The 13,785-nt window shown below is 70.9% G+C and carries 13 protein-coding genes; 1 reads left to right on the forward strand and 12 read right to left on the reverse strand.

The features are described 5' to 3' along the window. Window positions 1-112: 112 nt before the first annotated feature. The 10 genes from QFZ58_RS08310 to QFZ58_RS08355 form a co-directional block, all read right to left on the reverse strand. Window positions 113-571: a DUF6098 family protein gene (locus QFZ58_RS08310; RefSeq protein ID WP_307124277.1), complete on the reverse strand. Its 459-nt coding sequence runs from the start codon at window positions 569-571 to the stop codon at window positions 113-115. Window positions 572-817: 246 nt separating this feature from the next. Next, entirely contained in the window at window positions 818-1,408 is a 591-nt protein-coding gene (locus tag QFZ58_RS08315) for a hemerythrin domain-containing protein (protein ID WP_307124278.1), read from the reverse strand. An 8-nt stretch (window positions 1,409-1,416) separates the two neighbouring features. Further along, window positions 1,417-2,616 carry a hypothetical protein gene (locus QFZ58_RS08320; protein WP_307124279.1) on the reverse strand — a complete coding sequence of 400 codons (1,200 nt, stop codon included), beginning with the start codon at window positions 2,614-2,616 and terminating at the stop codon, window positions 1,417-1,419. 244 nt (window positions 2,617-2,860) lie between these two features. Beyond that, window positions 2,861-3,778, reverse strand: coding sequence for a S1 family peptidase (locus tag QFZ58_RS08325; RefSeq protein WP_307128800.1), 918 nt, complete (start codon window positions 3,776-3,778; stop codon window positions 2,861-2,863). A gap of 598 nt (window positions 3,779-4,376) precedes the next feature. Then, the gene (locus tag QFZ58_RS08330) at window positions 4,377-4,766 is read right to left on the reverse strand and encodes a nuclear transport factor 2 family protein (protein ID WP_307124280.1); all 390 of its coding nucleotides are present in this window, start codon (window positions 4,764-4,766) and stop codon (window positions 4,377-4,379) included. Continuing rightward, a complete protein-coding gene (locus QFZ58_RS08335) occupies window positions 4,759-5,307 on the reverse strand; it encodes a DUF1697 domain-containing protein (protein WP_307124281.1) in 549 nt (182 codons plus the stop codon). Before QFZ58_RS08335 ends, QFZ58_RS08330 begins: the two co-directional genes overlap by 8 nt. A 92-nt stretch (window positions 5,308-5,399) precedes the next feature. Continuing rightward, window positions 5,400-6,602, reverse strand: coding sequence for a S8 family peptidase (locus QFZ58_RS08340; RefSeq protein WP_307124282.1), 1,203 nt, complete (start codon window positions 6,600-6,602; stop codon window positions 5,400-5,402). 700 nt (window positions 6,603-7,302) lie between these two features. Then, a complete protein-coding gene (locus QFZ58_RS08345) occupies window positions 7,303-8,601 on the reverse strand; it encodes an ABC transporter substrate-binding protein (RefSeq protein WP_307124283.1) in 1,299 nt (432 codons plus the stop codon). After that, window positions 8,601-9,440 (reverse strand): carbohydrate ABC transporter permease, encoded by an 840-nt coding sequence (locus QFZ58_RS08350; protein ID WP_307124284.1) that lies wholly within the window; start codon window positions 9,438-9,440, stop codon window positions 8,601-8,603. The genes QFZ58_RS08345 and QFZ58_RS08350 overlap by 1 nt, the downstream gene beginning before the upstream one ends. After that, window positions 9,437-10,375 carry a carbohydrate ABC transporter permease gene (locus QFZ58_RS08355; protein WP_373428533.1) on the reverse strand — a complete coding sequence of 313 codons (939 nt, stop codon included), beginning with the start codon at window positions 10,373-10,375 and terminating at the stop codon, window positions 9,437-9,439. The genes QFZ58_RS08350 and QFZ58_RS08355 overlap by 4 nt, the downstream gene beginning before the upstream one ends. 124 nt (window positions 10,376-10,499) lie before the next feature. Here QFZ58_RS08355 and QFZ58_RS08360 point away from each other — a divergent pair, with 124 nt between their 5' ends. After that, window positions 10,500-11,366 carry a phosphotransferase enzyme family protein gene (locus QFZ58_RS08360; RefSeq protein WP_307124285.1) on the forward strand — a complete coding sequence of 289 codons (867 nt, stop codon included), beginning with the start codon at window positions 10,500-10,502 and terminating at the stop codon, window positions 11,364-11,366. Window positions 11,367-11,377: 11 nt separating this feature from the next. On the opposite strand, the gene QFZ58_RS08365 is transcribed toward QFZ58_RS08360, so the two are convergent. Both QFZ58_RS08365 and QFZ58_RS08370 read right to left on the reverse strand, forming a co-directional pair. Further along, complete coding sequence (locus tag QFZ58_RS08365) at window positions 11,378-12,109, reverse strand: 3'-5' exonuclease (RefSeq protein WP_307124286.1); 732 nt, start codon at window positions 12,107-12,109, stop codon at window positions 11,378-11,380. Window positions 12,110-12,186: 77 nt separating this feature from the next. Further along, window positions 12,187-13,419, reverse strand: coding sequence for an SAV2148 family HEPN domain-containing protein (locus QFZ58_RS08370; RefSeq protein ID WP_307124287.1), 1,233 nt, complete (start codon window positions 13,417-13,419; stop codon window positions 12,187-12,189). Between the last annotated feature and the right edge of the window lie 366 nt (window positions 13,420-13,785).

Raw genomic sequence — 13,785 nt, forward strand, 5'->3', positions numbered from 1 at the left:
TCCCGGTTCGCGCACCCGTGCGCCCGCGCGGCGGTCCGTGGACCCGGGCCGTCCCGGTCCGGCCGGCACGCGGCGGGGCGTCCGGGGAGGCCGTCCGCCCCACGGAGGACCGTCAGCCGGGCCTGTCTCCGTCGCGCCGCATCGGTCCCCACGGTCCGGGCAGACTCGTCACCTCGTGATCGGCCTCGTCGATGACGGACGCGGCGATCCATCCCAGCGGCTCGACGTCCCGGACGAGGGGCTCGTTGTCAGGCCCGCGCCCTGCCTCGGTGCCGTGCAGGATCCACGGCCGGGTGAACGTCCCCTTGAGGCGCGGGAGGTGGGAGTAGTCGTACAGACGCCGCGCCACCCACGTGCGCACCGGCCTGTCCCCCCACCACTCCTCCACGTCCAGCGCGTTCGCCGACAGCCCCGGCAGCGGTACGCCGGTGAGCTCGTCGCGGCTGGACAGCGTGTCCGTGTCCGGATGCGGCCCCCGGGACCAGCGCACGTACAGACCGCTGCGACGCCTCACCAGATCCGCCACGGCGTCCAGGGAGTCGAGAAGAGGCATCTCTTCGTTGCGGCCCATGGCCCCAGGTCACCTCGCATCCGGTCGCCGGTCCGTTCACCGGTCACGTGTTCCCCGCCTGCCTCCGCCGTAACCGAGGTTGCCGGCCGCGCCACGCCGTCGTCTTCCTGCCGCGCATGGGCTCCGGACTCCTGGTGGACCGGGCCCGTGCGGCGGCGGAAGAAGCGCGGAGCGCCGGCGCTGCGGTGTGTGCCCCGGATCAGCGGTACCACCGATCCGGGGCGCCCCGGCTACGGGCTCAGCGCGTCAGCCCTTGCCCATGGCTTTGCGCACCGTGTCCTTGGTGCGGTCCATCAGCGCGGCCACGGGGCCGAGGGCCGCGTTGGCCGCACCTGACTCCACACCCGGATGAGGCCGCGTCGGCGCCATGGCTTCCGCGGCTTTGACGGCCTTGGCCATGGCCGCCAGATCGGTGACGTCGCGGCTTCGCCGGATGTGGGTGAACTCGTAGCGCTCCTCGGCCCGCGCGTGTTCCTGCACGTCCGTCCGCAGAGCCTTCAGGCGCGGGAGGAACTCGGGGTCGTCGGTGTCCATGCCGTCCAGGGCGGACAGCGCCTCCTTGGCGGCCCGCTCTTCGGCGAGCCTGTCCGCCACCACCTGCTCGCCTCCCGGCAGGTTGCGCCGGGCGAAGGGATGCACGACTTCCTCCTCGGCGGTCTCATGGACAGCGAGGAGACGGACGAGGCGGCGGAAGGCGTCACGGCGGCCCTCGCCGGTGCTTCCCTCGACCTCGTCGAAGAGATTGCGGATGTCGCCGTGCTGGCGCATGAGCAACGCGACCACGTCGTTGTCCTGCGCCAGGTCGTCACCGGCGTGCGGGGTCCTGGGTCCGGGCATGGCGTCCCTCACTTCTCGCGCATGGCGGGGTCGGGGTGCTCGCCCTCGGACTGCACGCGGTACTCGCGGCCGAACATGGCGTCGTGATCCACGATGACCTGCTCGCTCGGAGGCTCCTCGCCGCCGTGGATCCGCTCCTGCATCGCCTCGAACCGTTCGTGCGCCTCACGCACGTAGCCGGCGCCGAGCGTGGTGAGGTCCATCTGGGTGTCGAGCAGCTCACGGAGGTAGGCCTTGTTCGGCTCGAAGGTGAGCACGTTCGGCAGCTCGGGGGCGAGCACCGACTCCGGGTCGCGGCCGTCGTGGCGCCGCATCAGGTCACAGGCGATGTGCAGGTGCTCCAGCTCCATGTTCAGGTGCAGCTCCCAGATCGCCTTGACCTTCGGGTCGCTCTCCTGCTCCATGAACGAGTGGTACAGGTAGCACTCGTTGTACTCGTGGTTGACCAGTTGCTCCCACCAGGTCTCCCCCGGGTCGACGAGGGACTCGTAGTGGGTGACGTGCTCCTCCTCGATGAGCCCGATCTCCTGGTAGAGCCGGCGGGCGATCGGCTCCATGTAGGTGGGGCCCGTGTTCATGTAGAAGTTCATCGTCTGCTGCTCCGCCGACATGATCGTCAGCGCGTGCAGCTTCGACAGGGGGTTCGTCCCGTCCTTCGCGTACGGGTCGCGGACGTTGTCGTACGGGTCGCGGTGGTGGTACTTCGTCGGGCGGCCCGGCATGACCTCGGTCAGCCCGTCGACGATCGACTCGGCCTTGCGGTGCTCGATCATCTCGTAGAGGTTCGCGTACCGGTACAGGTGGTCGAAGTCCTCCAGCACCCCGAACTGGTACGCCTGCTTCAGATACGGGTCCGGCTCCATGCGCGCGACCCAGGCGGTGAGGTCCACCGCGACCTGCTCGTACGCGATCGTCGTCTCGAGCACCGACGAGACGCCTGGCAGCAGCCAGTTCACGACCTTCTGCTGCTGTGCCTCGATGTAGCGCGTGCGGGCCAGCTCCCGCTTGATCTCGGGGTCGGGACAGTGCCGCGCCAGCTGGTGGCTGAACAGGATCGCCTCGACCTCGATGCCGTTCATGGTGATGATCCGGCACCGGGTGTAAGGGTCGCAGCGGTCCGGGTCGATCGGCTGCACGTCGAGCTCTCGCCAGTTGCGTAGCTGGCGGTCCAGCGGGATACCCCGCTGTTCGAGTGGATTGAACGCCATCCGTACATCTCCTCGGGGCTGGTGGGAAGCGGATGCGCCGTCGGGCCCCTCGGAAGGGAGGGGCACACGACGTATCGCCCGAGTTTGATACGGAGTGTCCCTTCCGGCCACTCGCCGGACCCTGGACTCACCCTGTTCGCCCGCTTGGCCCAGTGCCCCGTCGCCGGGGTGGCGGAAGGGGACACCGAAGCGGGCCGCGCTCGAAGAGCGCGGCCCGCGGCCGGGTGCGTGTGGTGCGTGCGCGCTAGAAGACGCTGACGCCGTAGGCGCTCAGCGCCTCGGTGACCGGCTGGAAGAACGTCGTGCCGCCGCTGGAGCAGTTGCCGCTGCCGCCCGAGGTCAGGCCCAGCGCCTTGGTGCCGGCGAAGAGGGAGCCGCCGCTGTCACCGGGTTCGGCGCAGACGTTGGTCTGGATGAGGCCGTTGACGATGTCGCCGCCGCCGTAGTTCACGGTCGCGTTGAGGCCGGTGACCGTGCCGCTGTGCACACCGGTGGTGGAGCCGCTGCGCTTCACCGCCTGGCCGACCGTGGGATTGCCGGCGGAGGTGATGTCCTGGTAGCTGCCGTTGTAGAGGTAGACCCGGCCGTCCGCGTTGGCGGAGTTGGTGTGCCGGATGAGCCCGTAGTCGTTGCCGGGGAAGCTGCTGCCGGCCCTGGTGCCGAGGGAGCTGGTCTGCCCGGAGTTGGTGTACCAGGTGCTGCCTATCTCGGTGCAGTGGCCGGCGGTCAGCGCGTAGTAGGTGCTGCCGCTGCGGACGTTGAAGCCGAGGGAGCAGCGGCCGCCACCCGCGTAGATGGCCTGGCCGCCCGCGATGAGCTTGTTGAACGTGCCGTTCGTGCGGTTGACGTCGACCTTGGCGCCGGAGTCGGTGACCGACTGCTTGATCGTGGCGATCTCCGCGGCGGAGACCGTGCTGTCCACGGTGACGACGACCTTGCCGGTGCTCGCCTCGGTGTACCAGGCGGTACCGGCGATGTCGGCACCGCGCACGGCGTTTCCGGCGTCGGCCAGCTCGGCCTTCGTCACCGTGGTGTCGGGTGCGGCCTGGGCGACCGCGGTCGGTGCCGCAAGCGCGACGGCGGTGACCAGACCGGAGGTCGCGGCGATGAGCCGTGCTCGTCTGGAGAGCGAGCCGAGGGGGGCGAAGCGCTTGAAGGTCACAAGTTCCTCCATGAAGGGGGGTGTGACGGCCCGCTGGGTGGGCGGGCCGCGCGTACGGCTGTCCGCGACCGCGGGTTCTAGTCGTGGACCTGCCAACCGCACGACGTGAATCCTTGACTCCGCTTGGCCCGGTGGCAAGGTCGCCTTCCGGACCGATGACGGAGAGCGGACAGGGGACTCCGATAGGCGACCGGATGATCTCCGAACGCCGGTATCCGCTCACCGGACGGATGCAGGAGGCGCATTGCAGCAAACCGCGAACGAGCGGCGGGACGTCGCACCTTCTCGCCGGGCGTCGCGATCACACACGCTCCGGACGCCCCGCCCCCGGTTGTGCACCGGCCTCCGCGACCCTGGACCGCAGGCTCCGGGCCACCGTCCGTTCGGTCGGCTTACCGCTGAATTGCCCGAGCCTCTGGCATGGCCGGAATCGGCCCTTTCGGCGAGAACAGGCCGCCATCGGGCGCCGGATCGGGCCGGGGCGGCACTCTTGCGGCCTTGCACCGGCCTGTGCTGCACGGGCTCCGGGCCCGGTCGCCGGCGCGGGACGGGCGCTGTACGGCGTACGGCTCACGCCCGGGCCGCGGCCCGGGCGCGGTCAGACCTCGGCGAACGGGTCGTCGATGAACGGAGTCGCCTGATGGAAGTAGAGCAGCCAGCCGGTCGCCGACAGCCGCCAGAGTGAACTGCGGTGAGAACGCAGCCCCCTGGACTCCGTGTCGAAGGTGAGGTGCACCAGGTCCGAGGCGAGCTGTTCGCCCCGCATCCGGGTCGCGGTCAGCGGGCCGGGGCGCGGTGCGCCGGGGTCGGGGGTCGTGAGCGCGGTGATGATCGTGTCCCGCTCCCAGAGCCTGCCGCTGGTACCGATCTCGCGGAATTCGGGGTGCAGCATCGCTCCCAGTACCTCCGCGGACGCCCGTACCACCGGGTCGAGGAGGCGGAGCTCGCCCTCGATGGCTGCGGCCACGGCGGGCGATCGCTCAGTCACGCGTCATCTCCACGAGTTCGGCCACGGTGTTCCAGTTACGGCTGGTGGCGACCAGGCCCCGGGTGAGGGCGGGCCGGCCGAGGGCGTCGGCCAGCTTGGAGCGGCCGAGTCCGTCGGGGGCGTACAGATAGAGCACACGCTCACCGAGCCGGAAGGACTCGGGGCGGTAGGCGGCGGCGTCGAGGCCGGCGAAGCGGGCGGCGTCGACGGGCCGGTCGAAGAAGGTGACGTGCAGCTGCTTGCCCTCGAGCTCTGCGGCCGGGAACGGACAGGCGTCCGCCACCGCCGCCAGATAGGCACCCGGGCGGACCAGACAGTCGACCGGGAATCCGAACCGCGCCTCGATCGCCCGCTCCAGTTCGGCGGCGAGCGCGCCCTCGTCACCCGACGCGCTGCTGAACACGGCGTTCCCGCTCTGCAGGTAGGTGGCGACGTCCCCGTGCCCCAGCTCCGCGAGGAGCGTGCGGAGTTCCACCATGGGGACTCTGCGGCGACCGCTGACGTTGACCCCGCGCAGCAGCGCCGCGTACCTCGTGCTCATGACCCCACCATAGGACGATCTTCCCGCCGGTCACGACCGCCGCGCCCCGTGGGGGTGGGCGCGGCGGCCCGTGACCGTTCCTTCTTACCGGCCTACTCGACGATCTTGAGGAGCCTGTTGGCCGTGCCCTCCGTCGCGTTGGAGATCACGTCCGGAGTGGCCCCGCCCGTGAGTGCCGCGGCGACCTGCTCCGGGGTGGCGTCCGGGTGCCCGCCGAGGTAGACGGCGGCCGCACCGACGACATGAGGGGTCGCCATGGACGTACCGGAGATGGTGTTCGTGCCGTCGTCGCTGTCGTTCCAGTCCGACGTGATGTCCGAGCCGGGAGCGTAGATGTCGACGACCGAACCGTAGTTGGAGAACGACGACTGCTTGTCGTCCACCGTGGAGGAGGCGACCGTGATGGCCTCGGGGACCCGGGAGGGCGAGCCTTCACCCGCGTCGCCCGACTCGTTGCCGGCGGCCACCGCGAAGGTGACGCCGGAGGCGATCGCCTTCTGGACCGCGGCGTCGAGGGCCGGGTCCGCGCCTCCGCCGAGGCTCATGTTGGCGACGGACGGGCCCTCGTGTTCGGCGGTGACCCAGTCGATGCCTGCGACGACCTGCTCGGTGGTCCCGGAGCCGGCGTCGTCCAGGACGCGGACAGCGACGATCTTCGCCTTCTTGGCCACGCCGTGGGCGGCGCCGGCGATCGTACCGGCCACGTGGGTGCCGTGTCCGTTGCCGTCGTTCGCGTCGTCGTCGTTGTCCACGGCGTCGAAACCGGAGGTGGCCCGGCCCTCGAAGTCCCCGTGGGTCGCCCGTACGCCGGTGTCGATGACGTACGCCGTGACCCCCTCACCCGCGGCGTCCGGATAGGCGTACGCGTGGTCGCCCGCGGTCGCGGTCTGGTCGATCCGGTCCAGGCCCCAGGACGGCGGATCGTCCTGGGTGGCGTCGATGTGGAACTTCTTGTTCTGCACGACCTTGGCGACGGCGGGGTCGGCGGCGAGCCGCCTGGCCTCGGTCTGCGTCAGGCCGCCGGCCGAGAAGCCGTTGATGGCGGAGTCGTAGGTGCGCGAGAGCTTGCCACCGTACTCCTCGGCGAGCTTCGACTTGTCCGCCTTCCCGTCCAGCATCACGATGTAGCTGCCGGAGACGGCCGTGGCGGCGTCGGCACCGTAGACGGTGCCCATCGCGGGGGCAGGGGCCGCTCCGGCGAACGGGGTGCCGAGAAGGCCGACACCCGCCGCGGCGGCGACGGCGGTTATCGCGGCGGTCAGCTTGACCCGGCGTGCACGCTTGTGAATTGCCATGAAGAGGGGTCTCCTCGTCATTCTTTGTGGGGGGATTGGCCCTCGGCCGGAAGATCTCCGGGGGCTGCTTCGAAACCCTGCTGGATTGACGCGCCCAGATCAAGAACTTCATGTAGCCGTCACGCAGTCACCCGTCTTTCGTCACAGGAAACCGGCGCACTCGCGACGAAATCGGGCCAGAGGAAGCGAAGACCGCGTAATCCGCACCCGGTGGCTGTGATCGCCGCGCTTGCCGACGACGGCCCGCGGCCCACTCCTTCGGAACCGCGCCTTCTTCTTCCGGCCGGGCGCACCCTCTGCCGCACACAGGACAGGGCTTCCCCGTACCGCGAAGCCGGGAAGCCGCGAAGCCGCGAAGCCGCGAAGCCGCGAAATGAAGCGGGACATCTGGCCGGTGCGAAGCGCCCGTGACACGCCGTCATCTCCGGGCCCGGACGCTTGGTCGGCGGCCCGGATTGCCGGCCGCGCCCGGTGCGGCGGCCGGCACGGTCACCCGTGGTGCCACCCCGCCTGCGGCGACCGTCCCCGCCGGAAGCCTGCCGGATCAGCTCCACCGCCGGCGCTCTCCCTGCACGCGGCGGGCCCCGTGCCCGCCGGCGTGGACACCTGCGGTCCCGCCTGGGAGACATCCGCGCCGGGCAGGTGGGCCTCCTGCCCGGCCGGCACGACGGCGACCGCCGGATCAGCCGCGACCGCCGGATCAGCGCTGATAGCGGGCGAGTACGCGGTTACCCGAACCGGCCAGGCGCTCCTCCAGCTCCTTCACGTCGATCGCCCCGCTGTAGAACTCCTGCAGCGCGGGCGTGGCGACCTTGTCCTTCCACTCCGGATAGCCGCGCACCGACTGGGCCGGGGCGGGACGCAGGGCGCCGGCGAGGGCCGCGCCGGTCGCCCAGCCGTTCTCGGTGGTGTGCAGCGAAGGATCGGCCAGGGCATCGGTGCCGGTCGGCAGCATCCAGTCGCCCCTGGCCAGTCGCACCATGTTCGGTGGACGCAGCAGGAAGTCGATGAACTGCACGGCTTCCTTCTTGTGCGGGCTGTCCTCGGCCACCGAGAGGGTCTGCGGGCTCACTCCCTGGGCGAGCCCGCCGGCGCCGGCAGGGGCGGGCAGGACGCTCCACTCGAAGCCTTCGGGGGCCTGCTCGACGACCTGCTGCCGGTAGGAGAAGCCCAGGGGGACCATGGCGTACCTGCCGCCGAAGAAGCCCGGCAGGGTGTCCGAACCGCCCATGCCCAGCGCCGTACGCGCCGCGCTGCGATCAGCGTTGACCTGGTCCCTGACCGTTTCGGGCATGACCTGGTCGCCCTCCTCGAAGCGGATGGTCACCTTGCCGTCCGCGTCGCGGTGGAAGAGCTTCCCGCCGGCCGACAGGCCCAGATTGAGCGTGACGGAGACCGGTTCCTTGAGCGGCCAGGCGACTCCGTACCTCCCCTTCGCCGTCAGCTCGTCGGTGATCTCACGGAACTCCGGCCAGCTCCAGGGCCGCTGCGGGGTGGGGATCCGGACGCCCGACGCCTGGAGGATCTTCGTGTTGGCGATCAGGACCTTGGGCTCCTGGAGGAAGGGAACCCCGTAGACACCGTCGCCGAACGTCGTGGTCCGCCACGACTGCCGCGGGATGTCCTCGGTCAGCCGGTCCGGCAGCAGGGTCCGCAGGTCGGCGAGGTAGCCGCCGTACGCGAAGTCCGCGAGGTCGTCGGAGGCGTCGTGGATGACGTCGGGCGCCTCGCCGCCTTCGAAGGAGGTGAGCAGCTGGTCGTGGACGGAGTCCCAGCTGCCCTGCACGTAGTCGACCTGGATGTCCGGGTGGATGCGGTTCCACTCCTGGACCAGCTGCTTGTTGGCGTCGACGGACTCCTTCTGCCAGGCCAGTGACTGGAAGCTCAGCCGGATCGTGCCGTCGGCGTCCGTGCCGCGGCCTCCGCCGGAACAGCCGGTCAGCAGAAGCGCCAGCGTGGCGGTCATCGCCGCGGCGGCCGCCAGAGGACTGCGGCGCATCAGTGCTTCACCGCCCCGGTCGTCAGTCCGCCCGTGATGCGCTTCTGGATGAACGCGAAGAGGAGGAGGGAGGGAAGGGTGGCGAGGGCAGCGGCGGCGGCGAGCGGCCCGAGGTCGGCCACCCCCTCCGCGCCGAGGAAGTGGGTGAGCACGACGGGCAAGGTCTGCTTCTCCGGGGTCTTGAGCAGGACGAGTGCGAAGAAGAACTCGTTCCACGCGGTGATGAACGCGAAGAGGGCGGTGGCGACGATGCCGGGAGCCAGCAGCGGTGCGGTGACCGAGACGAGTATCCGCGCCTTGCCGGCCCCGTCCACCGCCGCGGCCTCCTCCAGTTCGGGCGGCACAGCCCGTACGTACCCGGCGAGCATCCAGAGGGCGAAGGGCAGCGACCACACCACGTACACCATGATCAGCCCCCACAGTGAGTTGATCAGATGCAGGTTCTTCAGGACCAGGAAGAGCGGAATGATGACCAGGACGAAGGGGAACGCCTGACTGATCACGACCCACCCGGTGGCGGCCGTGGACAGCCTCCCGCGGTGACGGGCCATGACGTACGCCATGGGCGTGGCGATGACGACGGCGATCAGAGCCGCGCAGAGGGCGGCGGTCAGCGAGTTGGCGGCGGCGCGGAGCAGCGGCTGCTCGTCGAACGCCTGCCGGAAGTTGTCCAGGGTCGGGTCTTCGGGAAGCCAGGTGGGGTGCAGCGAGCCCAGCTCGCGGGCGGGCTTGAAGGCCGTGGAGATCAGCCACAGGAACGGGAACGCGAGGAAGACCAGATAGCACACGAGCGCCGCGTACTGCCCGGTTCGCGCCGCTCCGCCGGTACGCGGACTCACGCGTCCTCGCCTCCCCCGAGCCGGCCGGCGAGGAAGACGGCGAGGATCACGGAGATCACCGCGACCATCACGCAGCCCATCGCCGCGGCGTAGCCGAACTGTCCGTAGCGGAAGGCCTCTTCGTAGGCGAAGAGCATGGGCAGCCGTGTCCGTCCTCCCGGTCCTCCGCTGGTCAGGACGTAGACCAGGGCGAAGGAGTTGAAGTTCCAGATGAAGTTGAGCGCGCTGATGGCCAGGGCGACGGGCCTGATGGCGGGCCAGGTGACGGTGCGGAAGCGGCGCCAGGCCCCGGCACCGTCGAGGGCGGCCGCTTCGTGGAGTTCGTGGGGGGTGTTCTGCAGTCCGGCCAGCAGGGCCACGGTGGTCTGGGGCATGCCGGCCCAGATGCCTACGAGGATCACGGCGGGCAGGGCGGTCGCCGGTCCGGTCAGCCAGTCCCGGCCGTCTCCGAGCCCGAGGTCGCGGACGGTCTCGTTCAGGATGCCGGCGTCGGGGTTGTAGACCAGGCGCCACATGATGCCGACGACCACCTCGGGCATCGCCCACGGGATGATGGCCAGTGCTCTGGCCAGCCAGCGCATGCGCAGGTTCGCGTTGAGCAGCAGGGCGAGACCCAGCGCGAGTACGAACTGCGGGACGGTCACGCCGACCGCCCACAGCAGACCGATCCTGAACGAGTCCCAGAACAGGGTGTCGTGCAGGAGGTCCTGGAAGTTGAGGGCGCCGATCCAGCGGGTCGAGCGGGTGCGGCCCGACTGCGCGTCGGTGAAGGCCAGCGCGATGCCGTACAGCAGGGGCCCGACGCTCAGGAGCAGGATCGGGATCAACGCGGGCAGCACCAGGAACCAGGTGGCGCCGTCGCGTCTGCGCCGTTCCGGCGGCCCCCCGGGTGGGTGCTTGCGGCCCTGCGGTGCCACCACACCGGTCAATGTCACGAATCGACCCCTTTACCCCATTGGATCGGTTTCATCCATGTTTAGCCGTCCGCACGGCCCCCGTCATCGTGCTGACGGGCGGTCCGTTCGTCAAGGTGGCCTGCACGGATGCGAAAATCGGGCCATGGACGAGATGCGCGCACGCGAGGTACTGACCGCCACCGGGCTGACCGGCCGCGCCGAGCTGCTCGCACTGGGGGAGAACGCGGTGTTCGCCGTCGGCGACCTGGTGGTCAAGGTCGGCAGGGACGCCACGTCGCACCCGGAGCTGAAGGAGCGGGCCGAGCGCGAGGTCGCCGTCGCCCGGTGGCTCGCCGCCTCGGGTGTGCCGGCCGTACGGGCAGCCGAACCCGCGGCCCGGCTGGTCGAGGGCCATCCGGTGACCCTGTGGCACCGGCTCCCCGAAGCGGTGCGCCCTCCCGAGCCCCGCGACCTGGCCCCACTGCTCACCTCGATCCACGCGCTGCCCGCCCCGGAGGGCCTCACGCTGCCGCGCCGCGAACTGCTCGGCGGCGTGGAACGCTGGCTGCGGCTCGCGGGGGACGCGATCGACCCCGCCGACGCCGAGTACCTGCGCGGCCGGCGCGACGGTTTCGCGAGGGCGGCGGCCGCTCTGGCCCCGCATCTGACACCCGGTCCGATCCATGGCGACGCGCTCCCCCGCAATGTCCACGTCGGTCCGGACGGACCGGTCCTGGTCGACCTGGAGACCTTCTCCGCGGACTTGCGCGAGCACGATCTCGTGGTGCTCGCCCTCTCCCGCGACCGGTACGGCCTGCCCACCGAGGCGTACGACGCCTTCACGGCGGCCTACGGCTGGGACGTGCGCGAGTGGGAGGGCTGCGCCGTGCTGCGCGGAGCCCGCGAGACGGCCAGCTGCGCCTGGGTCTCCCAGCACGCCCCCGCCAACCCGAAGGCGCTGGCCGAATTCCGCCGCAGGGTGGCGTCCTTGCGCGAGGACGACCCCGAGGTCCGCTGGTACCCCTTCTGACGGGGCGGCCGTCAGGAGATCTGTGCCGGGGCCGGCTCGCGCAGCGGCCAGCGGCCGTCGATCACCGCGTCGGCCGTGCCCTTGCGGCGCAGGAACGTCTGGAAGTCCGCGGCCCACTGCGCGTACCACCCGATCTGGCGCTCGTGCAGTTCGGCGGTGGTGAGGGCGGCCACCGAACCGTGCCGCTCGGCTATCGCGTACGCCACGCGCACCGCGGCCAGCGCGTCGGCGGCGGCGTCGTGGGCGCCCCCGTGCACCACGCCGTACTCGACGCAGACCGCCTCGAGGGTGCGCTTGCCCCTGCGGTAGCGGTCGACCGCCCGGTCGATGGTGTACGGGTCGATGACCGGACCGATGCCCGGCCGGCCCAGCCGCTCGCTCAGGGACGGCAGTCCGTGGCGCCGCAACTCCGCGGAGAGCAGGGTCAGGTCGAACGCGGCGTTGTACGCCACGACGGGCACGCCCTCGCGCCAGTACTCCACCAGCGTCTCGGCGACCTCGTCCGCCACCTCACGGACCGGACGGCCCTCCGCCGCCGCCCGCTCGCTGCTGATGCCGTGGATCGCCGAGGCCTGCGCGGGGATCAGGATGCCCGGATCCGCCAGCCAGGTGCCGCACCGGACCGGCTCGCCCGCCCGGCTCTCCACCGCCACGACCGCGGCGGTGACGATCCGGGCCTCCAGCGGTTCCGTGCCCGTCGTCTCCAGGTCGAAGCCGACCAGACGCTCCCGGTGCCAGCTCATCCCGTACCTCCTCCTTGGTGCTCTCCCCCATGTGGAGACCACCTTCGCACGCGCCACTGACAACGCAGGAGGAGGCGTCAGGAGACGGGCCGGGAGTCCGTCCACACCGACTCGAACTCCTCGCGGTAGGTCTCGAAGAGACCGTGCTCGCTGTCCTGGCCCGCCCGGACCACGGCGCGCCCGCCCCCGCGCAGCACCAGTACGGGTGCCTCCATGCCGCGTGCGCGCCGCAGATAGGGCTGCACGACCCCCACCGCGTCCGGGCCGTCACCGTCCACCAGGTAGGCCGTGAAGCGTGGCGTCTCGTCGAAGACCTGGATCTGGAAGGCGCCCGGGTCACGGAGTTTGGAGCGCACCCGGCGCATGTGCAGGATGTTCATCTCCACGGACCGGCTCAGCTCGCCCTTCTTGAGCCCGAGTTCCCGCTCCCTGCGCTTGACCGCGCTGCTGGCCGGATTGATGAACAGCAGCCGGACGCGGCAGCCGGACTCCGCGAGGCGGACCAGCCTGCGGCCCGAGAAGTTCTGGGTGAGCAGATTGAGCCCTATGCCGATCGCGTCGAGCCGGCGCGCGCCGCCGAACAGGTCCTCGGCGGGCAGCTGGCGCTGGAGCCGCACCCGGTCGGGGTGGACGGAGACCACGTCGGCGTACCGGTCGCCGACCAGTTCCTCCACCGCGTCCACGGGCAGACGGTCGGCGGACGGGACGGCGGCTCCGCCGCCGAGGATCTCCAGGAGCCGCGCGGAGGCCCGCTCGGCCTGTGCGAGGACCGCCTCGTTCAGCGCGCGGTTGCGGGAGACGACGTTGCGCGCCACCTCCAGCTCGTCGAGCGCGAGCTCCACCTCACGGCGGTCGTCGAAATACGGTTCGAAGCAGGCCCAGTGCTGGACCATCAGCTCCCGCAGCTGCGGGAGCGTGAGGAAGCTGAGGACGTTGTCGTCGGCCGGGTCGAGCAGATAGCCCTTGCGCCGCGAGACCTCCCGGACCGCGACGGCCCGCTGGACCCATTCCTGCCCCGCGGGGCCCGCGGCGGCCACGACCCAGTCCTCGCCGTGCACCGGCTCGTAGATCGGCCGGACCACCGCGGAGACCACGGCGCGCAGCCGCTGTTCCACGAGATTCAGCCAAATGTACGCCCGGCCGGCGCGCTGGGCCCGTGTGCGCACCTCGTTCCAGGCGTCCGCTCCCCAGTCCAGCTCCGCGCCGATCTCCATGGGCTGCGCGAGGGAGACCGCCCCCGGCGGGGCATCGGTCGACTCCCCCTCGTGACCTGCGTCACCTGGGGGCAGCTCGAACCCTCCCGAGCTCACCCGTGTACCGCCTTCCGCTCCCCCACCAACGATCAAGGAAGGGTACTCCGGGACCGGGAGCCGGTGCAGCAGGATGCACAGGCTGCTTACGCAACTCCCATACGCGGCAGGCTCGTTCCATGCGGCGAGATCGGGGGGAGTGAGCTGATTCATAGCGTTTGGGCACCCCCCGGATGCCGCATACCGGACGGCGGGGCGCGTAGGGCGGGGCGGGGCTCCTCCGGGCGACACGGACGTGTCCGAAGTTGACCGTCCCGGCTGATTCCCGGCCGACGGGACCCGGCCGCACCGGCGGACGTACTAGGTGCGCGCACATCTTTCGGGGAGTATCGGGGCAAGAACCCTCCAACACCCGGATCAGAAATG

It is taken from the genome of Streptomyces sp. B1I3, assembly GCF_030816615.1.
Classification (GTDB): Bacteria; Actinomycetota; Actinomycetes; order Streptomycetales; family Streptomycetaceae; genus Streptomyces.